This window comes from Pandoraea pneumonica (assembly GCF_902459645.1).
Classification (GTDB): Bacteria; Pseudomonadota; Gammaproteobacteria; order Burkholderiales; family Burkholderiaceae; genus Pandoraea; species Pandoraea pneumonica.
Window position 1 is genome coordinate 1,063,492 of the sequence record NZ_CABPSK010000001.1, and the last position, 26,418, is coordinate 1,089,909.

The following is a 26,418-nucleotide window of genomic DNA, read 5'->3' on the forward strand; positions in this document are numbered from 1 at the left end:
AAAAGTGACGCTATATTCATAACCCTAAAGACATCAATAGTGCGTTGACGCACGCTATCTGTTCGAGACATGCCGACAGCCCCTGATACCCCCATGCAAAACGCAGGACATAACGGACAAGTCGACGACCCGGTTCGGCTGTCTCGCCAAATTCCCGCCGTGCTTCGTAAGTTGCGTATCCGCGATTTGGAAACGCTGCGCTGGCTCGGCCGCACGCGAAGTTTTGCGCGCACCGCCGAAGCGGCAGCGATCACGCAACCGGCGTTGTCGAAATGGCTGAAGGAGATCGAGGAGGCGTTGGGCGTGTCGCTGTTCGAGCGCACGACGCGGCGCGTGAGTCCGACGCCGTACGGCGAGGCGCTGCTCGAACGGGCTGAGCGCATGCTGACCGATTTGGCGGGGGTCGCGCCCGCGCTGCAAGCCTTGCGTGACGGACTCGGGCAACCGGTGAACGTCGGCATCTTGCCGGGCATGGCCAGTGTGCTGATGCCGCAGGCCCTTGCCCTGCTCGAACGAACCGGTCCCGCATTACGTATCAACTTGTTCGAAGAAACGCTGGACCGGTTGCTGCCAAGGGCTCACTGGCACGAAATCGATCTGCTGGTTTGCCGTCTCGATGCGTCCGCAATGAATGCTGGCTTAGGCGTGGTGCCTCTGTACGACGATGATGTGCGAGTCTTTGGCGCGCACAACCATCCGATGACGCAGATCGCGCTGCCGACATGGGCAGACGCCGCTCGTTATCCATGGATCGTGCCGCCACCGGGCACGCCAATGCGGCGCGCCATCGACACTGAGTTCGCGCACCAAGGGCTACCCGCGCCTCGCGTCATCATGGAATCGACCACGCTCATGACCAACGCCAGTACCGCGCAGGCCATGCCGTGTCTCTTCCTCGCCTCGACACTCGGTGTCGCCCGCTCGCCGCTGGGTGGCAGCCTGCATGACTTCGGCTTGCGCTTCAACCATGTGGCCCCCACCGTCGGCGTGCTTTACGCGCAAGCACCAAACGCCGCAGCGTTGGCGCTTATCGAGGTGTTGCGCGACGTGTCGCGATCGCTGGCGCCGCCGTCGTCAGCCGCCCGCCCTTCAGATGAACAAAATTAATATCACCGTGAAATAACACCATTTTTATTCATGACTGGATGTCCCTATGATCGTTGTCACCATTCCACTCATCGGGCGGCGACGTCACTAGAGACTCATGGCGAAAACACACAATCTCGGATTTCCGCGCATCGGCGCGAAACGCGAACTGAAGTTCGGTCTGGAAGCGTATTGGAAGGGACAGTCGTCGCGTGACGCGCTAACGTCGCTGGGTGCCTCGCTGCGTCGGCGTCACTGGCAAGATCAGGCGGGCCTGGACCTCGTACCGGTCGGCGACTTCGCCTTCTACGATCAAGTGCTCGACATGAGCTTCACGTTGGGTAACCTGCCCGACCGCGTACGGGACTTCCATGGCAACGCACTCGACAACTACTTCCGCGTCGCGCGTGGCCGTTCGGCGCAAAGTGCCGAAGCACATGCCGACTGCTGCGGCGGTGTCGCCGCCGGTGAAATGACGAAGTGGTTCGATACGAACTATCACTACATCGTCCCGGAATTCTCGGCGGCCACGACCTTTTCGCTCGACGCCTCTCGACTGATTGAACAACTGGCTGAAGCCCGCGCCGCTGGCGTGAAAGCCAAGCCGGTCATCGTCGGCCCGGTCACCTACCTGTGGCTCGGCAAGGCCAAAGACGACAGCGACAAGCTTGCGCTGTTGCCACGCCTGCTCCCCGTCTACGTGAAGCTGCTCGAAACCCTCGCCGCACAAGGCGTGGAGTGGGTGCAGATCGATGAGCCGATTCTCGTCACGGAACTCGGTGCCGACTGGCAAAAGGCCTTCGAGACGGCCTACGCCGCACTCAGCACTGCGCCAGTCAAGCGCCTGCTCGCGACGTACTTCGGCGAATTGATCGAGAACCTACCGCTGGCCTGCCGTCTGCCAGTCGACGGACTGCATCTGGATGCCGTGAACGCCAAGGCAGAAGTCGCCAAAGTCATCGCGGCGCTGCCCGCCGACAAAGTCGTTTCGCTAGGCGTGATCAACGGACGCAACATCTGGAAGTCGGATCTCGCCGCCGTGCTCGAATGGCTTGAGCCAATTGCCAAATCACTCGGCGACCGTCTGTGGATCGCGCCATCGTGCTCGCTGCTGCACGTGCCGGTCGATTTGGAAAGTGAACAGAAGCTCGACGGTGAAATTCGGTCGTGGCTCGCCTTCGCCAAGCAGAAGTTGGCGGAAGTCGACGTCCTCGCACGGGCCATCAACGAAGGACGCGACGCCGTGGCGTCCGAGTTGGCGGCGAACGCTGCCGCCATCGCCAGCCGCCGCGCATCGCCCCGCGTGCACAACCCAGCCGTCAAAGCCGCCGTAGCGAAGATCGAAGCGTCGCTGGGCCGTCGGCAGCGTCCATACATCGAGCGCGCGCCCAAGCAGGCCGCCAAGCTGCACCTGCCGCTATTCCCGACGACCACGATCGGATCGTTCCCGCAAACAGCAGAGATACGCGCGGCCCGCAGCCAGTTCAAGGCCGGGGAGCTCGATCAGGCGGGCTATGTGGCGGCGATGCGCACCGAGATCGAGCGCAGTGTGCGCGAGCAAGAGGCGCTGGGGCTGGACGTGCTGGTACACGGCGAAGCCGAACGCAACGACATGGTCGAATACTTTGGTGAGCAACTCGAAGGCTACGCATTCAGCCAGTTCGGCTGGGTGCAGTCGTACGGCTCACGCTGCGTGAAGCCGCCCATCATGTTCGGCGACATCAGCCGTCCGAAGGCGATGACGGTCGAGTGGATCAAGTACGCCCAATCGCTGACCAGCAAGCCAATGAAGGGCATGCTGACCGGCCCGGTCACGATCCTGAACTGGTCGTTCGTGCGCGACGATCAACCGCGCTCGGTATCGTGCTTCCAATTGGCGCTGGCCATGCGTGAAGAAGTGCTGGATCTGGAGCGCGCCGGTGTGCGCGTGATTCAGATCGACGAAGCTGCTCTGCGCGAGGGCCTGCCGCTGCGCCGGGCGCAATGGCAGACGTATCTGGATTGGGCGGTGGCATCGTTCCGTATCACGGCGAACGGCGTACAGGACGACACGCAGATTCACACGCACATGTGCTACTCGGAGTTCAACGACATCATTGCGGCCATTGCCGACATGGACGCCGACGTAATCACCATCGAGACCTCGCGCTCGGATATGGAACTGCTCGACGCGTTCGATTCGTTCCAGTACCCGAACGAGATCGGCCCGGGCGTGTACGACATCCACTCGCCGAACATTCCGACGCAAGAGCACATCGTGATGCTGATGCAAAAGGCCGCCGAGCGGATTCCTGCACAGCGCCTGTGGGTCAACCCGGACTGTGGACTGAAGACGCGTCAGTGGGCCGAAGTCATCCCGGCGCTGCAAAACATGGTGGCGGCGGCGCAGACGCTGCGGGCGCTTTGAGCCAGTCATCGCGCTTTCGGTCGTCGGGGGCGCCCCGTCAACGTCATGGACATTCGACGTTGACGGGGCGCTGACGCTATTGGCGTCGAGTTACGTGGGGCTGGGGTAGCAGGTATTCAGCCAGAGCGTGCTTGGCGCAGTAGCGATGGCAGTCGGTCCCGCAACGCTTAACGCGTGATGAAGCGGCACGGACGAGCCAGCGAGCAGCGAGATCGGCGGTACGCCCGACGGTCCTGACGGTGCGTGTTGAGACTGGTCGATTCGTCCGGCGCGCTCGGGATCGATGCCTCGGATGCCTCGACTCGGATCCACACCGGAGCCTGCCCAGCGGAAGCGCTGAAGCGCGCTGACCACAACGAAGCCGAGATCGGCGAGCCACATGGGCAATATTTCGCCTAACGACCTGCGGTCCGGGAGATCCAAGACATCCAACTCCGGGGCACTGAAGGCGTCTTCAACCTCTGGACCGAATAAGTCCCTCTCGTAATTCACCCATCCCTCGTCTTCAAGCGCGGCAGCATCGGTAGCAGCCCGCAGCGCTGCCAATTTGCGCTCCCCAATTTCCGCAAGTGCGTCCGCCAGCCACATCACTTCGGGATGCAATCTCGCGCGCACCCGCTCTTGCCTGAGGCTCAGCAACGCTCTGGCCGTCAATCGCTCTCCAATCGGAAACCTGGCGTGGGGCAGTTCGAGGCTTAGGGAGGCTTCGACCACGCGCATCAGGTCTGCTCGCTCCGCGTCGTCCATATAGGCGGGCACGACCATCGCATTCGCCGTCTCGGCATCTAGGGTGTCGACGCGGTTGATCGCCCCCACGATGTGAGAACAAATGTCGCTCACCGTTTGCTTGTATCGAATCGGGATTCCCGTTCGTGTGGTTTGGGGTTGAACCCCCGTTGCTCGTGCCGACGATCCAGCACCCTGTTGGGCCTCCTGCGACTGCTCCATGACTTGCCACTGTGATGCCGCTGGGCTTAGTCCATACGAGCCACTAATCATTTCGTCCTCCTTGATCTTTGAATTGCGTTGAATTGCGGTGACTTGCCGCGTCAATCTTCCCCGCGCGGCATTTAGGCGACTTCCAGGTTTCGCCCCGCAAAACAACGGCAGATCGTAGGCAACTTCAAATAAACCCTCTAAGTGTTTGTTTAATTGCGTCAATTCATGGCATAGTCGCGCCGGCACGCGTCGACCTTCACTAAGTTTCTCCTAAGTTTCGCGCGCTATCGTGCGCCTCAGTGGTTCAATGGGGACCACCGTGATCTGGCGCACGCCCAGCGTTGCGCTGCTGGAATTTCGGAAAAACATGCGGATATTGCTCGTAGAAGACGACGACATGATCGGTGAGGCCATGATGCAGGCGCTCAAAGACGCCTCGTATGCCGCCGATTGGTGTCGCGACGGCGAGGCAGCGCTCGCGGCGCTGGCCGCCCACACCTACGACCTCATGCTGCTCGACCTGGGCCTGCCCGGGCGCGACGGCTGGGACGTGTTGCGGGCCCACCGTGGCTCGGGCGGCCGCACCCCGATCATCGTGGTGACCGCACGCGATGGCGCGGAAGACATCATTCAAGGGCTGGATCTCGGCGCGGACGATTTCGTCGTCAAGCCTTTCGAAGTGGGTGAACTGCTCGCCCGCATGCGCGCCGTCATCCGCCGACAAGCCGGTGTGGCCGTGCCGGTGCTCACCAATGGCGCGCTCTCGCTCGACCCGGCCACGCACGAAGCCACGTACGGCGACAACAAGTGCGTGCTCTCGGCGCGTGAGTACGCTCTGCTGCACGCGCTGATGCTGCGCCCCGGCACCATTCTTTCGCGCGACGCGCTGGAGCACCGTCTATACGGCTGGGGGGAGGAAATCGAGAGCAACATGATCGACTTCCTGATTCATGCCATCCGCAAGAAACTCGGCGCGGACGTCATCCGCAATATTCGCGGCGCCGGTTGGCTGGTGCCCAAGGCATGACGATGCGCTCGTTGCAGTCGCGTCTGGTGGTCACGCTCTCCGCTTGTGCGGTGGCGCTGGGCATCGTCGCGGGGCTGGTTTCCTATGCGGCCGCCTTTCGCGAGGCGTATCGCTTTCAGGACGATCAGCTACTGCAACTGGCGGCACTCGTCGATACCAACAACCTCGCCGGTGCCGACGAGGCCTTTCATGCCTTGCCGATTCAGGACCACGATTACCGGCTGACGGTGCAGGCGCTGGGTCGTACGTTTCCCGTCACGCTGACCGACGGCTTTCATACGGTGGACCCAACCACACGCGGCGACCATACGTGGCGCGCTTACGTGCGCACCATCTCGCCGGATTTGCGCATCGTGGTCGCCCAGCCGACCGAGGGCCGCAATGAGATCGCCCGTAACAGCGGCCTGCGCACTGCACTGCCCTTCATCGTTTTCGTACCGCTGCTCATCGGCGCAATTTTGCTGACCGTGCGCCGTGCCTTCCGGCCCCTACAACAACTGGCCGAGGGCGTAGATGCCCGGCGCGACACGGATCTGCGTGCCCTCGATACGGCGGGTGCCCCCAAGGAAATCGAACCGTTCCTCGTCTCGATCAACCGACTGCTGGCACGCTTGGCGAAAGCGCTCGATGAACAACGCCGCTTCGTCGCCGACGCCGCCCACGAGATGCGCTCGCCGGTCACCGCCTTGGTGATTCAATCGGAAAATCTTGACCGTGCCCTCGCGCCGGTCGCACTCGACACCGAGACGCGTGCGCGGCTGACCAAGCTCAAGAGCGGTTTGCAACGCACACGCGGCTTGCTCGAACAGCTACTCACGCTGGCGCGCGCCCAGAGCGCCCGCACCGCCGAGGCCGCGCCGCTGGCGCTGCTGCCCGCAGTGCACGAGGCGTTGGAAGACGTATTCGTGCTGGCCGACCGCAAAAACATCGTGCTCGATCTGGTCGATGCGGCCCCCGGCCTGCGGGTGGCGGGGACCAAACGCGAGATTGTCACGCTGCTAAGTAATCTTGTCGGCAATGCCGTGCGTTATACCCCAGCGGGCGGCACGGTATCCGTGCGGCTATCGGCCACGGGGGCCGAGGCGGCCCTCGATGTGATCGACTCAGGCCCGGGTATCGACGCCGACAAGCGCGAGCGCGTATTCGACGCGTTTTATCGCGCCAATGAAGTTCGTGAGCCGCAGGTGGGTGGCGTGGGCACGGAAGGCACGGGCTTAGGCCTCGCCATCGTGCGCGCCATCGTCGACCGCCTGGGCGGTCAAGTGCATTTGAAGGACGCCAGTCAGGTGGCGCCGCGCGGGTTGCATGTGCGCGTGACGCTGCCGAACCCCGATGTTTCGCAACCCCCGTTCCATTAATTCAACAAGACCGGAAAGTTTCGCATTCATGTCCACACGCCCTCAACGTGACGCCGGATTAGAACCCTGGCCGATCTCTCCCGCCGCCCTCCTCTGGCTGCTGGCCGTCTTCGCGCTGGTCTGGTTCGGCCTGCTCAACTGGCGGCACCTGATCCCTAGCGACGAAGGCCGCTATGCGGAAATGGCTCGCGAAATGCTCGTCACTGGCGATTGGGTCACGCCGCGCTACAACGGCTATCTCTACTTCGAGAAACCGCCGCTGCAAACGTGGATGAACGCACTCACGTTCATGGTGTTCGGTCTGGGTGACTGGCAAGCGCGCCTGTGGACGGCGCTCACCGGCTTCGGCGGCGTGCTGCTGGTGGGCTACACCGGGCGTCGGGTGTTTGGCGCGCGCGCGGGTCTGTTCGCCGCCATCGCGCTGGCGAGCGCTCCGCTGTGGGCCTTGCTCGGTCACTTCAACGTGCTGGACATGGGCCTGTCGTTCATGATGGCCATCGTGCTGTGTGCGCTGTTGCTGGCGCAACGCCCGGGGCTGACGGACACGCAGACGCGCAACTGGATGTGGCTGTGCTGGGCCGCCATGGGGCTGTCGATTCTGAGCAAGGGCTTGATCGGGATTGTGCTGCCGGGCGCGGTGCTGGTGGTCTACACGCTGATCGCGCGCGACTGGGCGCTGTGGAAGCGTCTGTATATTGCGAGCGGGCTGATCGTGTTGCTGGCGGTGACGGTGCCGTGGTTCGCTGCGGTGATGGCGCGCAACCCGTCGTTCTTCGATTTCTTCTTCGTGAACGAGCACTTCAATCGCTTCCTGAAGCCGGATCACCATCGTAATGGCCCGCTGTATTACTTCGTGCCGGTGATCATCGTGGGATTCCTGCCGTGGCTGTCGATGCTGCCGCGTACGATTTCGGCGTCGCGTGCTGCGCCGCGTCAGGCGAACGGCTTCCGTCCGGTGACGATGCTGTGGGTCTGGGCGATCCTGATCTTCTGCTTCTTCTCGGTCTCGCACTCGAAGCTGATTTCGTATGTGCTGCCGATTGCACCGGCGCTCGCCATGCTCATCGGTCTCGGGTTGGCTAGCCTGACTCGTGAGACGCTGCGTAAGCATCTGGTGATTTCGGTAGTGCTGTTCGTCGCGACGATCGTGACGTGTCTGGTGTTCCTGTCGCACCACTCGGACAGCCGTAACCCGGTCGAGGCGTATCGCGAGTTTTCGTACTACTTGTATGCGGCGAGCTTTGCTGGGCTGATCGGGATTGGCATTACCTACTGGCTGGCCAAACGCAGCACGAAGCAGGCGTTGATTGCCTTTGCAGGCACGTGGCTGGCCTTCACGATGATCGGCGGCTCGGGGCATGAGGCGTTCGGTCGCGGCAGTTCGGGGATCGATCTGGTGCCTGCGGTGCGTGCTGAGATGCAGCGTCTGGGCCCGGATACGCCGTTCTATTCGGTGGGCACGCTCGACCACACGATGCCGTATTACCTGCAACAACCGATGACCATGGTCGCGGTGCAGGATGAGTTGGAGTTCGGCATCTCGCAAGCCCCGGATAGCTGGATTCCGACGCTCAACAAGTTTGCCGATGTCTGGATGGCAGCGCCTAAAGCGCTCGCGCTTGTCGACCCGGAGAAATTCACGGTGCTGGAAACGCTCGGCTTGCCAATGAAGGTGATTGCGCGCGATAACCGTCGCGTGATGATCGAGAAGCCGATGGTCGGGGATGCCCCGCCTGCGGCACCTGCTGCACCGGCGGCCGAAAAGTAAGCTTTCGCGCAGTTGGTGGTTTGTTGAAGATGGCCCTGTTTATACGGGGCCATTTTTTTCGCTTACCGATACGCCGAGGGTCGCGCTCACCTGTCAACGTTGACAGTTGTCGGGCCTTCACTCGCCGTGGGAGATTGAAAGCGACGTACCCACCCTGCCGTGCCATCGTTACGCACTCGACGTCACCACATGCCTTTCTCGTACTTTTTGGGAGTGAATCATGGACACGCCGGAGAAATTCACCGAGGACTTCACGTCGGATTACGTTCACCGCCTCCTCGACCGCTTCATCAAAGACCCTGTGTTTCTCGCATTTATGGACATCACGGTCCTTTCGGGCACGATCGGGTTCAGTCGTGCGTCCAGGTGGAGAATGGAGCTACCTACCCGGGGAAACATACTCGCGCTTTCGCCGAACTCGAAGGCCAAGTTCCAGTTTGATTTTTCGGTGCGTAGCGTGCGTTTCGGATGTGCTGCCGGTGACTCGTCGTGCGAGATCAACTACTTCGATTTCGATGGAAGACTGCTGCACACAGCTCGCCCGCCAAAAAACAACGAGCCAGATCGGTGGGTCGACTACGCGCGAGATACGGCAGACATTAGGTCTGTCGTGATCACCGACGGCGGCACATTGACGGAAGTGGACCACTTTATCGTGCAGACGTGAATAGAAAAGGGCTGAGGACACCGCACAAACGGTCCTCAGCCCTTCTCTTTCCACTCCAGCGACTAAACCGCCTTACTTCGCCTTAGCCGTCTTAGCCGCCACACCCGGCGCCACCGACACACTAGCTTCAGCCGTCAGCATCAGGAACGTAAACGTCTCTTCCAGATACAGCCGCACCGTTTCAGCGTTGTGATCCAGATAGCCGATCGACAGGTCTTGACCGATGTGCATTTCGTAGTCACCGCCGCGCGTCGACACAATCGCGCCACCGTCGATGGCCGGTGCCCAGATGATCTCGCCGCTCACGATGTGGCCGATGTGTTCGAGAATCGGGTAGCCCTGATCGTTGGCTTCGGCCACAGCCGTGTACGCGTCAGCGCCCAGCAGCACGCTGTACGGACCGTCGACACCCTCCAAGCGCAGTTGCTCCAATGCCTTGGCAATCACCGTCGGATAATCCGCGATGTCTTTCGGCAGCGGCAGCACCGGGTTCGACGTGCCTTCACGCACGCCGATGATCTGCGCAGCCTTATAACCGTCGAAAATCGCGCGGTCTTCGGCATAAGCCAGCTTGATCGCGGCGTCCTTCGCCGGTTGCCAGTCGGAATCGTTCGCGCCGCGCTCAACGTCGTCGATTGCTTCACGCGACAACTCGAACGGCACGCGCAGCACCACCAGCGGCAGCACCTGACGTTGACGCGCATCCACGCCCTTCAACGGCGACGCAATCGACTTCTGATGACCGGTGCCCACGCCAGCCAGCGCGAGACCGCCCGGCCCTTTCACGTCGACCACGCGGCGCGCAGCCACCGTGCGCTTGAACGTACGCGCGACTTCTTCTTCGATCTGCTCCCATGCGGCGTTCGAAATGGGGGCCAGTTCGCGATGCAGGTTATTCATGCCTGAGAAACTCCTTTGAGCGATCCGATATTCAACGAGCCTGCCACCGGGGCAGCGCTCGCATTACTAGGGGAGGAAGCAGTAGCGTCGAGCACCGCCGTATTAATCGGCTGCGCATCGATCAATGTCTTGATCACCGGCGACTCAGTCGCAGCCGCCACCGGCTCGCGATCCGCCAATTCTTCCAGCAACGACGCCGACGGCACGAAGAACAACCCGCCCGTCACCGCCGTACTGAAGTCGAGCAACCGGTCGTAATTACCCGGCGGCTTGCCGACAAACATGTTTTCCAGCATCTGCTCGATCGGCGCGGGCGAACGCGCATAGCCGATGAAAAACGTGCCGAACTCGCCGGATCCGGGACGGCCGAACGGCATGTTGTCGCGCAGAATCTTGATTTCCTTGCCGTTTTCTTCAAGCGTGGTCAGCGAGCTATGCGAATTGCTCGGCTTCACGGCTTCGTCGAGCTCGACGTCCGAGAGCTTGGTGCGCCCGATGATGCGCTCCTGCACTTCCACCGGCAGCGCATTCCAGCCAGTCATGTCGTGCAAATACTTCTGCACCAGCACGTAACTGCCACCGGCAAACTCGGGGTCTTCGTCGCCCATGACGGTGAAGTCGACGGCTTCCTGACCCACTGGGTTCTCGGTGCCGTCGACAAAGCCGACCATGCTGCGCATATCGAAATAGCGGAAACCGTGCACTTCATCGACCACAGTCACGGCATCACCCAGCTTGTTCAGCATGAGCGTCGCCAGATCGAAGCAAAGATCCATCTGATCGGCGCGAATGTGCAGCAGCAAATCGCCGGGCGTGGCCGGGGCATGCCGCTTACCCGCGCCGAATTCACGGAACGGATGCAGTTCTGCCGGGGCCGGGTCGCCGAAGAGGCGGTCCCACGCGTTGTCGCTGAAGCCGACAACGCACGAGAGGTTGCCGGACGGCACGCGCTTGCCCACTGAGCGCACGTACGCGGCGGCATCGGCGCACCAGCCACGTACCGTCGCATGCGCGGCGGCATCGTCGCGAACGGTCGCCACGATAAAGATCGCGCTGCGGGTGACGGTGCCGGACACCGGTTGAGGTTCGGGGGGAGGAGACGTCGGACGTTCAGTCATTGCTTTCCTGCGTGGGGCTGGGGTTCTCGACTGCGTCGCACGCCGTACGCTATCGGGCGGCGACTTTTGGTGTGCCTAATATATAACGCAACACACCGTAATATGCCACTCCCTTTGCAATCGCCCCGCGCAAAGCCTTATCCGACGGGCTTCTGCGGGGTGCGCTCCGCTATATGGCAATTCCGCCATTTTGGCGTCATTTTGGCGTTGGCAGTGCGCCACTACTATGGCGGCGTTCCGGGGCCCATGCCGCGGGTGCGTTGTCATGCGCACCGACACATCGGCAGACCCTAGCCCGGACCGACGCCACCGGCCTACGGGCCACGGCCGTCGACCGGCCCTTGTCTGTACGTCTAGCTGCGACTGCGCCCGAGCGCGTCTGAACCATGTGGATTGTTAACGTTGCGCTCAAACGGCCCTACACGTTCATCGTGATGGCCATCATGATTCTGCTCGCCACGCCGCTCACGCTCATGCGCACGCCCGTGGACGTGCTGCCGGAAATCAACATCCCGGTCATCAGCGTGATCTGGACGTACACCGGCTTGTCTGCCCAAGACATCGCCGACCGGATGATCTCCGGCAACGAACGCGGCCTGACGACCACCGTCAACAATATCGAGCACATCGAGTCGCAGTCGCTGCCGGGCATCGGCATCATCAAAATCTTCCTGCAACCCACCGCCAACGTGCAGACCGCCATCGCGCAGGTCGTGGCCGTGGAACAAGCGCAGGTCAAGCAGATGCCGCCCGGGGCCACGCCGCCGCTGGTCATCAGCTACTCGGCCTCGTCGATTCCCGTGATGCAGTTGGGCCTCTCTAGCCCGAGCCTGTCGGAACCGGCCCTCAACGATACGGCGCTGAACTTCCTGCGCCCGCAACTGGTGACGATCCCCGGCGCTGCGGTGCCCTATCCGTACGGGGGTAAGACGCGCCTGATCTCCGTCGACATCGACTCGCGCGCACTGCTCGCCAAAGGGCTGACGGCGCAAGACGTGGTGGCCGCGGTCAACGCGCAGAACCTGATTCTGCCGACCGGCACGGCCAAGATCGGTCCGCGTGAATACAACGTGGATATGAACGGGTCCCCACCGACCGTCGAGGGCCTGAACAATATTCCGGTGCGCACCGTCGGTGGGGCCACGACCTACCTGCGCGAAGTCGCCCACGTGCGCACGGGCTTCTCGCCGCAAACGAATATCGTGCGTCAGAACGGCCAGCGCGGCGTGCTGATGTCGATCATGAAGACCGGCGACGCCTCGACGCTCTCGGTCGTCGATTCGCTCAAGGCCATCCTGCCGGAAGCCCGCGCCGCCCTGCCCGCCGATTTGAAAATCTCGGCACTGTTCGATCAGTCGGTCTTCGTGAAGGCCGCTGTGCAAGGCGTGGTGCATGAAGCGCTGATCGCCGCAGCCCTCACGGCCGCGATGATTCTGCTGTTTCTCGGCAACTGGCGCAGTACCTGCATCATCGCGATCTCGATTCCGCTGTCGATCTTGTCGTCGCTGCTGGCGCTGCACGCGCTCGGCCAGACGATCAACATCATGACGCTGGGCGGGCTGGCGCTGGCCGTCGGTATTCTCGTGGACGACGCGACAGTGACCATCGAGAACATCGAGCGGCACTTGCACATGGGCACACCGCTACACGAGGCCATTCTCGAAGGCGCGGGCGAAATTGCCGTGCCCGCACTGGTCTCGACGCTGTGTATCTGTATCGTGTTCGTGCCGATGTTCTTCCTGACCGGCGTGGCGCGCTACCTGTTCGTGCCGCTGGCTGAAGCGGTGGTGTTCGCGATGCTGGCGTCGTACATCTTGTCGCGTACGCTTGTGCCCACGCTCGCCATGCTGCTCATGGGCCACGCGCATCACCCGGACCCGAATGCAAAGCCCGGCGTGTTCCGCCGTATCTACCTTCGGTTCGATGCCGGTTTCGAGCGCATGCGCGGTGCTTACATCGTGGTGCTCTCCAACCTGCTGGTGCGTCGCCGCGTCTTTGCGCTGAGCTTCCTGGCGTTCTGCGTGCTGTCGATGGGGCTGGTGTTTGCGCTCGGTGCGGACTTTTTCCCGACGGTCGATGCAGGCGACATCCGCATGCACATGCGCGCGCCCACCGGCACCCGGATCGAAGAGACCGCCCGGCTGGCCGACGAAGTGGAAAAGGTGGTGCGCGAAGTCGTCCCCGCCAACGAGTTGGAGACGATTCTCGACAACCTCGGGCTGCCGTATAGCGGTATCAACCTGTCGTACAGCAATGCGGGCACCATCGGCACGCTCGATGGCGAGATTCAGATCGCGTTGAGCCAAGACCATCACCCGACGGCTGGTTATATCGACAAGCTGCGCGCGATCTTGCCGCAACGCTTCCCCGGCGTGGAGTTCTTCTTTCAACCCGCCGACATCGTCACGCAGATTCTTAACTTTGGCCTGCCCGCCGCCATCGATATTCAGATCAGCGGCAATCAGCAACTCGCCAATTTCGACATTGCGACGAAGTTGCTCAAGCAGGTGCGGCAAGTGCCGGGCACGGTGGACACCCATATCCAGCAACGCGTGAACGCCCCGACGCTGCATCTGGACATGGACCGCACACGTCTTCAGCAACTGAACCTGAATGCCAACGCCGTCGCGCAAAACGTGCTGATCTCGCTCTCGGGCAGCTCGCAAACGTCGCCGGGCTTCTGGTTCAACAGTCAGAACGGCGTGGAATACAGCCTGTCGGTGCAGGCCCCGCAATATCGCGTGAGTTCGATTGACGATCTGCTGCGCACGCCGGTCGCTGGCACGGCCAACAACGGCCAGCCGCAATTGCTCGCCAACTTCGTGAAAGTGGTGCCCAAGGAGCAATTCGCGGTCGTTAGCCACTACAACATCCGTCCGGTCATCGACCTGTACGTGAGCGTGGAAGGCCGCGATCTGGGCAGCGTGGCGGGCGATATCAACAAGCTCGTCGAGAAAGCCCGCAAAGACTTGCCGCGCGGCAGCCAGATTGTGGTGCGCGGTCAGGTCAGCACGATGCAAAGCTCGTATCTGGGGCTGGGCGTCGGCGTGGCGATGGCGATCGTGCTGGTCTATCTGCTCATCGTGGTGAACTTCCAGTCGTGGGTCGACCCGCTCATCATCGTGAGCGCCCTGCCCGCCGCGCTCGCCGGCATTGTCTGGATGCTGTTCCTGACCGGCACGCGACTGTCGGTGCCAGCCCTCACCGGCGCCATCATGACCATGGGGGTGGCCACCGCGAACAGTATTCTCGTGGTCGCCTTCGCGCGGCAACGCATGGAGTCGGGGATGGCCCCGCTCAAGGCGGCACTGGAAGCCGGTGCTGGCCGTATCCGCCCGGTGCTGATGACGGCGCTCGCGATGATTATCGGGATGGTGCCGATGGCACTGGGCCTAGGCGAAGGCGCGGAACAGAACGCGCCGCTGGGCCGCGCCGTGATCGGTGGCCTGATGTTCGCCACGGTTTCGACACTCTTCTTCGTGCCGCTCGTGTTCGCTGGGGTGCACTCCCGGCTCGCGCGCCGCAAAAAAACTGCTTCTTGATGGGTTGACTGACATGACCGAGAAACATCACGCCGAACTGGCCCTTCCCGAGCACGACCCGGCCGACGGACGGCAGTTGCCGCCGCGCAAAGGCGAATTCCGCCGCGCCAAGATCGCGCTGATCGTCGTGGCCGTGCTGCTCATTGCCGGTGCCGCCCGCACCACCGTATCGAACGCCCTGCAACGTCGCGACGTCGCCAACGTGACGGTGGAGAACGCCAAACAGTATGTGAGCTTCGTCACGCCCGAGACGACGTCGGCCAGCGAAACCCTGCTGCCCGCCACGTTGCGCGGTGCCGTCGAGTCGCCGATCTATGCGCGCGCCACCGGTTATCTGCTGCGCCGTTATGTCGATATCGGCGCGCGTGTGAAGCAAGGCCAGTTGCTGGCCGATCTCGATACGCCGGAAATCGATCAGGAACTCGCGCAGGCCATCGCCCAGCGCAATCAAATCAATGCAAGCCTCGGGCTGGCGAAGTCGTCGCTCGATCGCTGGCAGCAACTGCGCCAACGCGACGCCGTCTCGCAGCAGGAACTCGACGAGCGTCAAAGCACTTACACGCAAGGCATTGCCAACTTGGCCGCCGCCGACGCCAACGTGAAGCGCCTGCAACAACTCGAATCGTTCAAGCGCATCGTCGCGCCGTTCGATGGCGTGATTACGCAGCGCAATGTCGACGTGGGTGACCTGATCGACGCCGGCAGCGGCACCAGCCGCGCCCTGTTCTCCCTCGCCCAGACCGACCCGCTGCGCGTCTACGTGCAAGTGCCGCAGGCGTATGCGCAAGGCGTCGCCGTGGGGCAGCCCGTGGTGGTGACGCAGGCCGAACTGCCCGGTGAACACTTCCAAGGCAAGATCACGCATGTGTCTGGGGCGATCGACGTCGCAACGCGCTCGCTCCAAATCGAAGCCTCGCTGCCCAACCCGGATGGCAAGCTGCGCCCTGGTGCTTACGTGCAATTGGCGCTGCCGAGTGCGGCTCGCGCGCATTTGAGCGTGCCGTCCAATGCGCTGCTGTTCCGTGCCGAAGGCCCGCGTGTGGCCGTGGTCGACGATCAAGGCGTGGTGCATCTGCATAAGATCGTGATCGCACAGGATCTGGGGCAGTCGCTGGAACTGGCCGATGGCGTCTCACCGACCGACCACGTCATCATCAACCCAAGCGACTCGATCGACGACGGCGATCACGTGCAGGCCAAGGCGCTGGTGACCAAAGCCGCTCCGGGGGCTAAGCCCAGTGCGAAGCCTGATACAAAGCAGGAAGACGACGCCAACAACGGCCGCGCGCAAGGAGCGCAATCGTGAGCGGGAGCGTACGCGCTGGTTCGACCGCTGGGTCGTCTGCCGTTGCGGCAGTTGGCGCCCTTCGCCGTGTATCGAACGGCGCGAATGGCCGCGGCCTCCGGCTGGGTGCCGTCGTCGTGGGCGTCGCGTCGCTGCTGAGTGCCTGCGCGGTCGGGCCGGACTACCAACGGCCTGAAGTTTCGACGCCGCCCGATTGGAAGACGGATAGCTATTGGCGGCTGGCTCAGCCGTCACACGCGCCGTTGCAGCCCGACTGGTGGACGTCCTTCCACGAACCCGCCCTCGACGATTTAGAAAAGCAGGCGCTGGCGCAGAGCCAGACGCTGGCCGCCGCCGTCGCGCATTACGAACAGGCACAGGCCACGCTGGCCGGTACGTCCGCGCAGCGCATCCCCGAAGTCGATGCGTCGTTTGGATTGGCACGCCAGCGCATTTCCGCCAACCGGCCGCTCACGAGCTATTCGTCGTCGATGATGTCGACGGTGCAGAACAACGTGCAGCTCGGCCTTGGGGTGAACTACGACACCGACCTGTTCGGGCGTATTCGCCGTCAAGTCGAAGGCGCGCAGGCTTCAGCCGAACAGGCAGGCGACGACCTCGCGAATGCCCGGCTGGTGCTGACCACCCAACTCGCGACGGCATATTTCCAGTTGCGCGCGCTCGACGCCGAAATCAAGGTGCTCGACGAGTCGGTCACGTTGCAGCAGAAAGCGCTCGACTACGTGAGCGCCCAGCACGATCTGGGGGCGGTGTCCGGCCTGGACGTTCTGCAACAACAGTCGGAACTCGACACCACGCGCGTGCAGGCCAAGCTGCTGCATCAGCAGCGCGATCAATACGAGCATGCGATTGCGGCCCTCGTTGGCGTTCCCGCCCCGGCATTTTCGATTCCGGCGGGCGCGCTGACCGATACCCTGCCCGCCATTCCGCTGGGCGTGCCGAGCGACGTGCTGCAACGACGCCCCGACATCGCCTCGGCCGAACGGGCCATGGCAGCGGCGAACGCACAGATCGGTGTGGCTAAGGCGGCCTTCTTCCCGAGCCTGATGCTCAACCCGTCGATCGGCTGGCAAGCCACGGACTTCGCCAATTTGCTCTCCGCGCCCAGCCTGCTCTGGACGCTGGGCACGGCGGCCTCGCAAGTCATCTTCGACGGCGGGCGCCGCCGCGCCGGCGTGGATTACGCCAGCGCCGGGTATCGCGCGGTCGAAGCGAATTACCGTCAGACCGTGCTCACGGCGTTCCAACAGGTGCAGGACGGCGTGACCGGCCTGTCGGTGCTCGATGGTGCCGCGCGCGAATCGCATGCGGCCGTGGTCGATGCGCAACGCCTGCTGAGCCTCGCGAACGACCGCTACTCGGGCGGGCTGACCGCCTACCTGAGCGTGATTACCGCGCAGCAGAGCCTGCTCGCGAGCGAGCGTCAGGATGTACAGATTCGTGGCCAGCAACTCGTGTTGTCGGTCGCGTTGGTCAAGGCGTTGGGCGGCGGATGGCTGCCGTCGGATCTCTCCACTGACTCGTATAATGCGCAAAGGTGAGGTGACGACATGAAAGTATTGATCGTTGAAGACGAACACAAGGTAGTGGACTATCTGCGCTCGGGGCTAACCGAGCAAGGCTGGGTAGTCGACGTGGCGCTCGATGGCGAAGAAGGCACGCATCTGGCGCTGGAGTTCGACTACGACGTGATCGTGCTCGATGTCATGCTCCCGAAGCGCGACGGCTTCGCTGTCCTCGGCTCGCTGCGTGAGCGCAAGTCGACGCCGGTCATCATGCTGACCGCGCGCGATCACGTGAACGACCGCGTGCGCGGCCTGCGCGAAGGCGCCGACGACTATCTGACCAAGCCCTTCTCGTTCATCGAACTGGTCGAGCGCCTGCATGCTCTCGCACGCCGCACCCGCGTGCAGGAGTCGACACTGATTTCGGTCGGCGACCTTTACGTTGACCTGATCGGCCGACGCGCCACCCGCGACGGCCAACGCCTCGATCTCACCGCCAAGGAATTCCAACTGCTCTCGGTGCTCGCGCGCCGTCAGGGCGATATCTTGTCGAAGACCGCCATCACCGAACTGGTCTGGGACGTCAATTTCGACAGTCATACCAACGTGGTGGAAACGGCCATCAAGCGCTTGCGCGCCAAGCTCGACGGTCCATTCCACACCAAGCTGCTGCACACGGTGCGCGGCATGGGCTATGTGCTGGAGGTGCGCGAGGCGTAAGCCGAGCGCGCTCACGCGAACCCCGCCATGATGAAACACTCGATTTCCCGCCGCCTCGCCGCGATGTTCGCGGTGGTCGCGCTATCGGTGTTCGCGCTGGTGGGCACGGCGCTCTATATGATGCTGCGCGTGCAGTTGGAGCGGCACCTGCGAGAGTCGCTCGACGACCGCGCACAGATCGCCCACATCATCGTCTATCACGGGGGCACGCCCGAGAAGTGGCAGATCGTGCGCGAGAAGCTCAGCGACATGACGCCACGCGACGGCACCACGACGTATGCCGTGTCGAGCGACGACCCGCGCTTCACGTTCGGCACGCCGGTGGGCGGCATGTTCGTCAAACGCTTATCGAACGGTTATGTGCGCTTGCAGCCCGATGGCGGCGGCGACGACATGCTGACCACGCGCGAAATTCTGCCGCCCTACGGCTCTCGCCCAGCCGTCACCCTTCAGGTGGCCGCCAGCTATTCGCCCAACGAGCGCACGCTGCGCGCGTTCGGCCTGGGGCTTGCCGCCCTGTCCGCGCTCGGCGCTCTGGGCGTGCTGCTGCTCAGCTATTCCGTGACACGGCTCGGGCTGGCACCGCTAACGCGACTCACGCGCGAAGCGTCGCAGATCAGTCCGGACAATCGCTCGCAGCGACTCGACACGCGCTCGCTGCCGGTAGAACTCGACGACCTTGCCCACTCGTTCAACGGGGCACTCGCCCGGCTCGACGGGGCCTACGAGCGCCTGGAATCGTTTAACGCCGATGTCGCCCACGAACTGCGCACGCCGGTGACCATTCTGATCGGCCAGACCGAAGTGGCGCTCACGCGCGACCGGCCGGTGGAAGATTTGCGCGCGCTGCTGCAATCGAATTTGGAAGAACTGGGGCGCATGCGCACGATCATCAACGACATGTTGTTCCTGTCGCGGGCCGATCAGGGCGAGCGCGCGACCGGGCTCATGGGCGTGTCGATTTCTAGCGAAGCCGCCCACACGCTGGAGTTTCTCGAAATTCCGCTGGAAGAAGCGCAGGTCACGGCGCGACTGCATGGCAGCGCGTTCGCGCACGTGAACAAAGCGCTCGTTGGCCGCGCGGTCGCCAATCTGGTGATGAATGCCATCGAGCATTGCACGCCCGGTGCCACCATCGACGTGCGGATTTCACAACCGGCACAGCCCGCCCACGACGCCGATCAGGTCCGCATCGAAGTCGCCAATCCGGGTCAGCCCATTCCGCCCGACGTCTTGCGGCATCTGTTCGATCGCTTCTACCGCGCCGAGCCGTCGCGCACCAACAGCCGCGAGAATCACGGACTGGGGCTGGCGATCGTCAAAGCCATCGCCGAAATGCACGGCGGCACCGTGTGGGCACACAGTGCAGGCGGTCTCAATACGTTTGGATTCTCGGTGTCGCGGGGGCCCGCGGCACCTGCCGAGCCGTTGGGTTCCGGCCCGGCAAGTCCGTCGGTGGGCGGATCGTCAGATGCCCTGCCGACCGTGGTTGCCCGAGTGCGGTAGATGAGGCAACGGCTGGGGGGTGTACCCCGTCAGCGTTTCACCCAACGCTTCGCGCGCGTAGGCAGCCGCCACGGTCATCTGGGCGAGCCGCGCCCGTAGCTCCAGATTTTCCCGTTCGAGATGCTGTACACGACGCATGGCGTCGGCCACTTCGGCGCTCGCGTGCCCCGTAGGCAAGTGCCCGTCAGGTAACGCATCGAGCAACGTCATAGCCCGCGCCAGATTCTGCTCCAGTTGCTGCGCCCAGAGGGCATGGGCATTCGTTGGCAACGAATGCGATGCCATTGGCATTTCATAGGCGGCGCGTGCCCGAACAATGGCCTTTTGAACCGTACCGGCGCTCGGGCGGCGCGCGACACCTGCCAGCCCCATCAACTTCAGATAGGTTTGCGCACCGTAAATGCGATGCGCGGCGCACCAGGCGTCGTGCAGAAAGGCATCGAGGAACGCGGGGTTGTTGTGGGGGTTTGCCGTATCCGCATCGCGGGCGGCGGCGAGCAATGCGGCGTATGTCGCATCGTCGAACTTCAGAGCGGACCGTGCCATGACGACCTCCAGTCGTGGACGCTTGCCGTTTGGGGGGCTCGGTCACCGGTGCGTGAATGAGGTGGTGCACCGGTGAGCGAAATTCAAACCGACTGTCCGCCGCTTGCCTTACGGCTTAGGTGCCGGCGGCGGGGGCGGCGGGGCCCACTTGCGTTTGGCGTCCGGATCTTGGGTCACGGCGACAGCCACCGCTTCGGTGTAGTCCACGTTGACCGAATCGCCTACCTTCACACCGTTAAGCAGCGACGGGTCTTGCACCGCGATATCGACTACGCGCTTCGGCCCGCGCAGGGTGATGACGTTCGCTGAGCGGTCGATCTTCTGCACCGTCGCAACCACCTTGATGTTGCGCGACGCATCGGCCGCCGGACGATTGCCCGGCGTGGCGCGGTTGGCGTCCTCGGTCACGACACTGCTGCGAATGCCGTTACCCGGCGCAACTGAAATAGCAATGGCGCGCTCGTAGGCCACCACGACCTTGTCGCCCTTGCGCATTTGTTCGAAGTTTCTGACTTCGGGGCCAACGACAAACGTCACCGGCTTGCCGTGATCGTCTGCAACTTGAATCGTGCGGTTTTTAGCGTCGACGCCGAGCAGCGTCGTACGGAACTCAACGACGCCGCCACGCACGATCGGTGCAGGCGGGGGAGCCGTCTGCGTTTGCGCATAGGCAGCCTGCCCCAGCGACAACAGGCCGGCCAGAATCATCGCTTGCGTGAGCTTCATGGTGTGTCCTTTTTGTTATCGTCAAATGAGAATCCAACACGCGAATTCTGCAAATAGTTAAGTATCCGAAACAATTTTCAGTTGTCAGGTGGTGCGCACCTATTACTGAATGTTTCCCGGCGATAGTAACAAAATAATTCACTCACGCAAGATATTTTTGTTTTGCATACCAAATGCCAAAGAAGGTTGAGTAATTAAAATTACTCTCGCCCCCGCAACCCGCAGCCCGCTGACATCTAGCGGTCATTTAGGTACGCATATTCCACTGAGTTCTTTTGATGCCGATCAATAGTTAATTCCCGTCGATTCAGCAAATTTCCCCCAACTATTCACGCTATCAGAAACAACTTGTTACAAATACACTCATCCACGTTAAGTAATTCTTAATCCATTTGGATGATGGTTTTTCGTCTTGACAGTTTGCATTCCGAATCACTAATCTAGTTCCTCCTCTCGCGCTGGCTCACTGCGCTCGTGCACGTTGTCGTTGTCCCGTTCAAACCATTGCTTGGAATGAGGTCACACAGTGCCATCTATGTCTTCCCGACGTTCGCCTACACACTCCCTCATCCGTTCACTGACATGCGGCATGGCTGCCGCCATCGCACTGTCATCACACGCCGTACTCGCACAAGCCCCTGCCTCGGACAGCACCCTTCCGGTGCAAGGCATGCCCGAGAAGCAGCAAGGCGCTGTCGATGCGCTGACGAAAATGAGCCGCTATCTGAGAACCTTGCAGCGCTTTCGCGTGGAGGGGGATACGGTCACCGATGCGGTGCTGAGTACGGGCCAGAACGTCGGCTTTCTGCATCACACCGATATGTCGGTTCAGCGCCCCAATAAAGTGCGGGCGGTGGTCATTGGACAAGATCGCAATCGCGGCTTTGTCTATGACGGCAAGACCTTCACGCTCTATGACGAGACGCAGGGCAAGCGCTTTTACAGTCAGGTCGCCGCACCGCCGACCATCGATGCGCTCGTAAAAGATATCGATGCGAAATATGGCATCGGGCTGCCGCTGGCCGATCTCTTTTATTGGGGCATGGATCCCGACGACGTTTCCGGGTTGCGCTCGGCCTTATTCATTGGGCTCGATCGGGTGAATGGCGAGTGGTGCAATCACTACGCGTATCAGCAACCCGACGTGGATTGGGAGTTGTGGATTCGAACCGGGTCGCGGCCGCTGCCTTGCCGCTTTGTCATTACCGATACGTCGCAGCCGTCGCGGCCGACGCATGCGGTCAATTACCGGTGGGATCTCAATCCGAAATTCTCGGCGGGCACGTTTGCCTACCAAGCGCCCGCCGGCGCCCAACGCATCGAGATGCGCCCGCCCGGGCCGCCGCAAGACGCACTCCCTGGCCAGCCGGGCCAGGCAGGTCAAGCAGGACAAGCGGCCGGGGGGAAACAATGACACGACTGACTTCCCAGCCTTCATCGGCAACGTCATGGGCGTGCCTTGCGGTCGCCGCCGCGTTTGCGCTCGCCTCCACCCAAAGTTTTGGCTTCGGATTCCACGGCGGTGCGCGCACCAGCCTGCATGGCAGCGGAGCCTTCCACGGTGGCGGCGCGGCACCAGGCGGCGGCATGCAACATGGCGGCGGCCCTGGTGGCAACACGCCGATGCACGCCAATACCGGTAGCCCGGGCGGCGGACCGCAGCACGGCGGCGGCCAACCGCCGGGGCCCGGCCCGGGACCGAACCCGTCACCACAACCCGGGCCCGGCCCGCACCCTGGACCCGGACCCGGACCTGGGCCTGGGCCTGGGCCTGGGCCTGGACCTGGACCTGGACCCGGGCCTGGACCTGGACCTGGACCTGGGCCGCACCCTCCGCCACCACCGCCGGGGCCTGGGCCGGGGCCGGGACCGCATCCCCCGCCGCCACCGCCTCCGCCTCCACCGCCCCCACCGCCTTATTGGGGTTGGGGCGGCGGCTGGTATGACCCGGTCGCGGCGGCGGTCACGATCGGTGTGTCGGCCGCCATCATTGGCTCGACAGTGAACAGCATTCCGCCGAGTTGTGTGAGCACCATCGTGGGCAACGTGGCCTATCAGCATTGCGGCTCGACGTGGTATCAGCCCGTGTATTCGGGCACTACCGTGCAGTTCGTGGTCGTAGCGCCGCCGCATTGAGGTTGCTCATTGAGGCTACGTTCACTCGCCCGTTCCCGACGGCATCGCGCCAAGCGGTGCCGTCGGAACACCCCCTGATCCCGAAAGTCTGTCCCGACGTGCAACGGCACGCTTGTGAGCGGCACGACCGGGACGTTATGCTTGCCGCATGAACCGCCGCATTCTCATCGCCCCCGAAGACGTCGAACTCACCGCCATGCGCGCCCAAGGCGCCGGTGGCCAGAACGTCAACAAAGTCTCCAGTGCCATCCACCTTCGCTTCGACGTCATGCGCTCGTCGCTCCCCGATGAGGTCAAAGCGCGCCTGCTCTCCCGCCTCGATAGCCGCATCACACAAGACGGGGTGATCGTCATCAAGGCCCAGCAACATCGCTCGCAGGAACTCAATCGCGCCGATGCAATGGAACGCTTGCAGGCGCTCGTCGATGCCGCTGCCGTCCCGCCGCGCCGCCGAATTCCGACTCGCCCCACACTCGGCAGCCAACTCCGGCGGCGAGACGCCAAGCAAGTCCGCTCGCGCGTCAAAGCGTCGCGCGGCAAATTCCACGACGACTAAGTGATGCGCCCAAAAAGATAATATTTGCTATCTTTTTTCATATTAAGATTACGATAGTTATCTTTTTCGGCAAAACTTGCGATGAGCTGCTAAGATAAAGCATCATTTCTTAGAAAAAGCACATCAAGATGAGCTTTATCGACACTCTCATTAGCGCTCGCAAAGACGCAGGACTCACGCAGTCCGAGCTTGGGGAGCGCGCAGGCCTGTCTCGCATGACCGTTCAGAAGGCCGAGTCCGGCGCACTCGACCCGCGCATGTCGACGGTGCTGGAAATGGCGCGCGCGCTCGGCCTCGAACCGATGCTCGTCCCCGCCAACTTGCGTCAGGAGGTCGAAGCCTTTCTGCGCTCCGGCGGTAAATATCTAGCGCAGCCCAGTGGGGTGTCAGCGCCGCCGTCCATCGTCGAAACACTCGCCTCTGCCGCTGCACCTTCGCGCCTGCCGCCCTCCCGCTCATGAACATCAAGTACCTGCGCGCCTATCTGCATATGCCCGACGGCAGTCGCCGTCCGGTCGGCTATCTCTCGCAATACGGTGACATTCTGCGCATGTCGTTCGACGACGATTACATCGCCGACGCGCGACGGCCCACCCTGTCGCTCGCCTATCGCGGGGCCAATGAAAACGCGACCCGCGACATTCTCACGTCGGCGCAAGATGCCCGTCTGGTGCGCACCGACGGTCGCTGGCCTGTGTATTTCGAGAATTTGCTGCCCGAAGGCCATAACCGCGAGCGACTGGCCGCTGAGCGGCGGTGCAGCCCGGACGATGAGTTCGAACTACTCGCTGCCGCAGGCCACGATCTGATGGGCGCCTTCGAAGTCGAGCCCGTGCCGCCACGCGAAGGCGTGCCCGATGTCGTGCATCGCTGGCATACGGCACTCGGTCTCGAAATGATCGAGCCCGGCTTTGTCGACACGCCGGTCGAAGACGCTGCATCGCTGCCCGGCGTGGTGACGAAATTCTCCGCCGTGCGCGACGGCCGGCGTTATGTCGTCAAGCGTCAGGGCCGCGCCGGTTCGGTCATCCTCAAGCTGCCGACGACGCGTCACCCCGATTTGGTCGAGAACGAATTCACGGGCTACCGACTGTGCGAGGCACTGGGCCTCGATTGCGCAAAGGCCGAGATCATCTCGCGCCGCGACGCCGATCTGCCGGAACAAGTGCCGTTCGAACACATTCTGGCGGTGCCCCGCTTCGACCGGCTGCCCGACGGACGGCGCGTGCATATGGAAGAGTTCGCGCAAGTGCTCCAGTACCCGCCGCGCAGCAAATACGGCCGCGGGCTGGACATCGACTACAGCACGATGCTGCGTGTACTCGACCAACTCTCGGCGCAGCCCGTGCAAGACGTCAGAGAATTCATGCGCCGTCTGATCGCCTTCATCCTGCTGGGCAATACCGATGCGCACCTCAAGAACTGGGCGCTGATCTATCCCGACGCCCACACGCCGCAATTGGCGCCGGTCTACGACCCGGTATGCGTCGCCGCGTTTTTCCACGACGTGCCCGCTTCGCATTACGGCGTGAACCGCGCCATCGACAAAACGCTGCGCGCGTTCGATTGGTCCGCTCTCGAAGCGCTGCTGAAAGGTGCCGGGCTACTGCGCGTCGGCCGCATGATGACGATTGCCCGCGAAACCGTCGCCGAAGCACAGGCTGCCTGGCCTAAGCTGCTCGACGATGCACCCGGCGCGGTACGCGCCACCGTGCTCGAACGGCTCTCAGGTGGCGTGGCACTGACGGCCTGATCCACGCGATCTCAAAATTTATTACCCGGGTAATATTGCAAATCAAATAACACCCGGGTAATATTCGCCGGTACTGAATCGATACCGGAGATATTCCCGTGGCCGTCACACCCGCTTTTGCCCCCGCCTACACCGTCTTTCGCGGCATGCGCCGCATTGCCTCCGGCTCGCTCGCCGACGCTGCCATTGCGTATCAGCAGGCGTCGCTCGTCGATGCCCACCTGCCCGTTCTGATCTTCGACGACCTCACGGGCGACACGCGTGACGTCGACGTCCGAGGCACAGCTGCGGATATTCGCGAACGTTATTGTCCCGTCGTCGTATCGGCTTCCGTCGCGGATGCTGCGATAGACGCTATCGAAGCCACTGAAGCCACCGAAGCGCCCGCCAAGAGCCGTGGCCGTCCGAAGCTGGGCGTGGTCGCCCGCGAAGTCACGCTGCTGCCGCGTCACTGGGACTGGTTGGCCGATCAACCCGGTGGCGCGTCCGTCGCGTTGCGCAAACTGGTCGACGAAGCTCGCCGCAAATTCGCCGACCGCGATCTGATGCGACGTGCGCAGGAGCGCGCATATCGCTTCATGTCGACCATCGCGGGCGATCTTCCGCAGTTCGAAGAAGCCTCGCGCGCCTTGTTCGCCAATGACTTCGACGCGCTCAATGCCCGCATCGCCGAATGGCCGGAAGACGTGCGTGAGTATCTGACGCGCTTGTCGTCGACCGACGATCTCGCCGCACTCATGAACGAGTAACCCACCGGGCGCGCCTGCGCGCCCACCCCCTTTTGATTCCCGCTCACCGGTCGGACCGCCGCACCGGAGGGCCCCCCTTTGCCCGGAATTTCCCGGCAAATCT

The 26,418-nt window shown here is 62.7% G+C and carries 22 protein-coding genes; 17 read left to right on the forward strand and 5 right to left on the reverse strand.

Translation table 11 applies throughout. The features are described 5' to 3' along the window. Positions 1 to 93: 93 nt before the first annotated feature. Both PPN31114_RS04645 and metE read left to right on the forward strand, forming a co-directional pair. A complete protein-coding gene (locus PPN31114_RS04645) occupies positions 94 to 1,107 on the forward strand; it encodes a LysR family transcriptional regulator (protein WP_174987669.1) in 1,014 nt (337 codons plus the stop codon). Between the two features lie 97 nt (positions 1,108 to 1,204). Next, positions 1,205 to 3,493 carry a 5-methyltetrahydropteroyltriglutamate--homocysteine S-methyltransferase gene (gene metE / locus PPN31114_RS04650; protein ID WP_150678288.1) on the forward strand — a complete coding sequence of 763 codons (2,289 nt, stop codon included), beginning with the start codon at positions 1,205 to 1,207 and terminating at the stop codon, positions 3,491 to 3,493. Between the two features lie 90 nt (positions 3,494 to 3,583). Here metE and PPN31114_RS04655 read toward each other — a convergent pair whose 3' ends face one another. Further along, positions 3,584 to 4,441, reverse strand: a complete 858-nt coding sequence (locus PPN31114_RS04655; RefSeq protein ID WP_150678289.1) for a hypothetical protein — start codon at positions 4,439 to 4,441, stop codon at positions 3,584 to 3,586. A 358-nt stretch (positions 4,442 to 4,799) separates the two neighbouring features. On the opposite strand from PPN31114_RS04655, the gene PPN31114_RS04660 reads away from it, so the two are divergent. The 4 genes from PPN31114_RS04660 (at position 4,800) to PPN31114_RS04675 (ending at position 9,252) form a co-directional block, all read left to right on the forward strand. Then, complete coding sequence (locus tag PPN31114_RS04660; protein ID WP_150678290.1) at positions 4,800 to 5,459, forward strand: response regulator transcription factor; 660 nt, start codon at positions 4,800 to 4,802, stop codon at positions 5,457 to 5,459. Beyond that, entirely contained in the window at positions 5,456 to 6,817 is a 1,362-nt protein-coding gene (locus PPN31114_RS04665) for a sensor histidine kinase (RefSeq protein WP_150678291.1), read from the forward strand. Before PPN31114_RS04660 ends, PPN31114_RS04665 begins: the two co-directional genes overlap by 4 nt. A gap of 28 nt (positions 6,818 to 6,845) precedes the next feature. Continuing rightward, positions 6,846 to 8,585 carry a glycosyltransferase family 39 protein gene (locus PPN31114_RS04670; protein WP_150678292.1) on the forward strand — a complete coding sequence of 580 codons (1,740 nt, stop codon included), beginning with the start codon at positions 6,846 to 6,848 and terminating at the stop codon, positions 8,583 to 8,585. Between the two features lie 220 nt (positions 8,586 to 8,805). After that, positions 8,806 to 9,252 carry a hypothetical protein gene (locus PPN31114_RS04675; RefSeq protein ID WP_150678293.1) on the forward strand — a complete coding sequence of 149 codons (447 nt, stop codon included), beginning with the start codon at positions 8,806 to 8,808 and terminating at the stop codon, positions 9,250 to 9,252. Between the two features lie 72 nt (positions 9,253 to 9,324). Here PPN31114_RS04675 and PPN31114_RS04680 read toward each other — a convergent pair whose 3' ends face one another. Together PPN31114_RS04680 and PPN31114_RS04685 are read right to left on the reverse strand one after the other, a co-directional pair. Then, positions 9,325 to 10,152, reverse strand: coding sequence for a family 1 encapsulin nanocompartment shell protein (locus tag PPN31114_RS04680; RefSeq protein WP_150678294.1), 828 nt, complete (start codon positions 10,150 to 10,152; stop codon positions 9,325 to 9,327). Continuing rightward, the gene (locus tag PPN31114_RS04685; RefSeq protein WP_150678295.1) at positions 10,149 to 11,270 is read right to left on the reverse strand and encodes a Dyp-type peroxidase; all 1,122 of its coding nucleotides are present in this window, start codon (positions 11,268 to 11,270) and stop codon (positions 10,149 to 10,151) included. Before PPN31114_RS04685 ends, PPN31114_RS04680 begins: the two co-directional genes overlap by 4 nt. A 386-nt stretch (positions 11,271 to 11,656) precedes the next feature. On the opposite strand from PPN31114_RS04685, the gene PPN31114_RS04690 reads away from it, so the two are divergent. The 5 genes from PPN31114_RS04690 to PPN31114_RS04710 all read left to right on the forward strand — a co-directional run bounded on the left by PPN31114_RS04690 (position 11,657) and on the right by PPN31114_RS04710 (position 19,849). After that, complete coding sequence (locus PPN31114_RS04690) at positions 11,657 to 14,812, forward strand: efflux RND transporter permease subunit (RefSeq protein ID WP_150678296.1); 3,156 nt, start codon at positions 11,657 to 11,659, stop codon at positions 14,810 to 14,812. 13 nt (positions 14,813 to 14,825) lie between these two features. Further along, the gene (locus tag PPN31114_RS04695) at positions 14,826 to 16,118 is read left to right on the forward strand and encodes an efflux RND transporter periplasmic adaptor subunit (RefSeq protein WP_150678297.1); all 1,293 of its coding nucleotides are present in this window, start codon (positions 14,826 to 14,828) and stop codon (positions 16,116 to 16,118) included. Positions 16,119 to 16,219: 101 nt separating this feature from the next. Next, positions 16,220 to 17,659, forward strand: coding sequence for an efflux transporter outer membrane subunit (locus tag PPN31114_RS04700; protein ID WP_150679155.1), 1,440 nt, complete (start codon positions 16,220 to 16,222; stop codon positions 17,657 to 17,659). A 9-nt stretch (positions 17,660 to 17,668) separates the two neighbouring features. Further along, the gene (locus PPN31114_RS04705; protein ID WP_039375692.1) at positions 17,669 to 18,343 is read left to right on the forward strand and encodes a heavy metal response regulator transcription factor; all 675 of its coding nucleotides are present in this window, start codon (positions 17,669 to 17,671) and stop codon (positions 18,341 to 18,343) included. 30 nt (positions 18,344 to 18,373) lie between these two features. Then, entirely contained in the window at positions 18,374 to 19,849 is a 1,476-nt protein-coding gene (locus PPN31114_RS04710; RefSeq protein WP_150679156.1) for a heavy metal sensor histidine kinase, read from the forward strand. Here the strand turns inward: PPN31114_RS04710 and PPN31114_RS04715 are convergent. Both PPN31114_RS04715 and PPN31114_RS04720 read right to left on the reverse strand, forming a co-directional pair. Then, on the reverse strand, positions 19,811 to 20,395 hold the full coding sequence (locus PPN31114_RS04715) for a coiled-coil domain-containing protein (RefSeq protein WP_150678298.1): 585 nt from the start codon (positions 20,393 to 20,395) through the stop codon (positions 19,811 to 19,813). The two genes, PPN31114_RS04710 and PPN31114_RS04715, sit on opposite strands and share 39 nt — an antisense overlap. A 108-nt stretch (positions 20,396 to 20,503) precedes the next feature. After that, complete coding sequence (locus PPN31114_RS04720) at positions 20,504 to 21,121, reverse strand: hypothetical protein (protein WP_150678299.1); 618 nt, start codon at positions 21,119 to 21,121, stop codon at positions 20,504 to 20,506. Positions 21,122 to 21,710: 589 nt separating this feature from the next. On the opposite strand from PPN31114_RS04720, the gene PPN31114_RS04725 reads away from it, so the two are divergent. The 6 genes from PPN31114_RS04725 to PPN31114_RS04745 all read left to right on the forward strand — a co-directional run bounded on the left by PPN31114_RS04725 (position 21,711) and on the right by PPN31114_RS04745 (position 26,315). Then, positions 21,711 to 22,535, forward strand: coding sequence for a DUF2092 domain-containing protein (locus PPN31114_RS04725; protein WP_174987672.1), 825 nt, complete (start codon positions 21,711 to 21,713; stop codon positions 22,533 to 22,535). A gap of 560 nt (positions 22,536 to 23,095) precedes the next feature. Beyond that, positions 23,096 to 23,257 carry a hypothetical protein gene (locus tag PPN31114_RS26140; RefSeq protein ID WP_174987675.1) on the forward strand — a complete coding sequence of 54 codons (162 nt, stop codon included), beginning with the start codon at positions 23,096 to 23,098 and terminating at the stop codon, positions 23,255 to 23,257. 148 nt (positions 23,258 to 23,405) lie between these two features. Beyond that, on the forward strand, positions 23,406 to 23,813 hold the full coding sequence (gene arfB, locus PPN31114_RS04730; protein ID WP_150678301.1) for an alternative ribosome rescue aminoacyl-tRNA hydrolase ArfB: 408 nt from the start codon (positions 23,406 to 23,408) through the stop codon (positions 23,811 to 23,813). Positions 23,814 to 23,941: 128 nt separating this feature from the next. Then, positions 23,942 to 24,274, forward strand: coding sequence for a helix-turn-helix domain-containing protein (locus PPN31114_RS04735; RefSeq protein WP_150678302.1), 333 nt, complete (start codon positions 23,942 to 23,944; stop codon positions 24,272 to 24,274). Next, a complete protein-coding gene (locus tag PPN31114_RS04740) occupies positions 24,271 to 25,566 on the forward strand; it encodes a type II toxin-antitoxin system HipA family toxin (RefSeq protein WP_150678303.1) in 1,296 nt (431 codons plus the stop codon). The genes PPN31114_RS04735 and PPN31114_RS04740 overlap by 4 nt, the downstream gene beginning before the upstream one ends. Before the next feature lie 98 nt (positions 25,567 to 25,664). Beyond that, positions 25,665 to 26,315 carry a DUF2239 family protein gene (locus PPN31114_RS04745; RefSeq protein ID WP_281350938.1) on the forward strand — a complete coding sequence of 217 codons (651 nt, stop codon included), beginning with the start codon at positions 25,665 to 25,667 and terminating at the stop codon, positions 26,313 to 26,315. Positions 26,316 to 26,418: the final 103 nt, after the last annotated feature.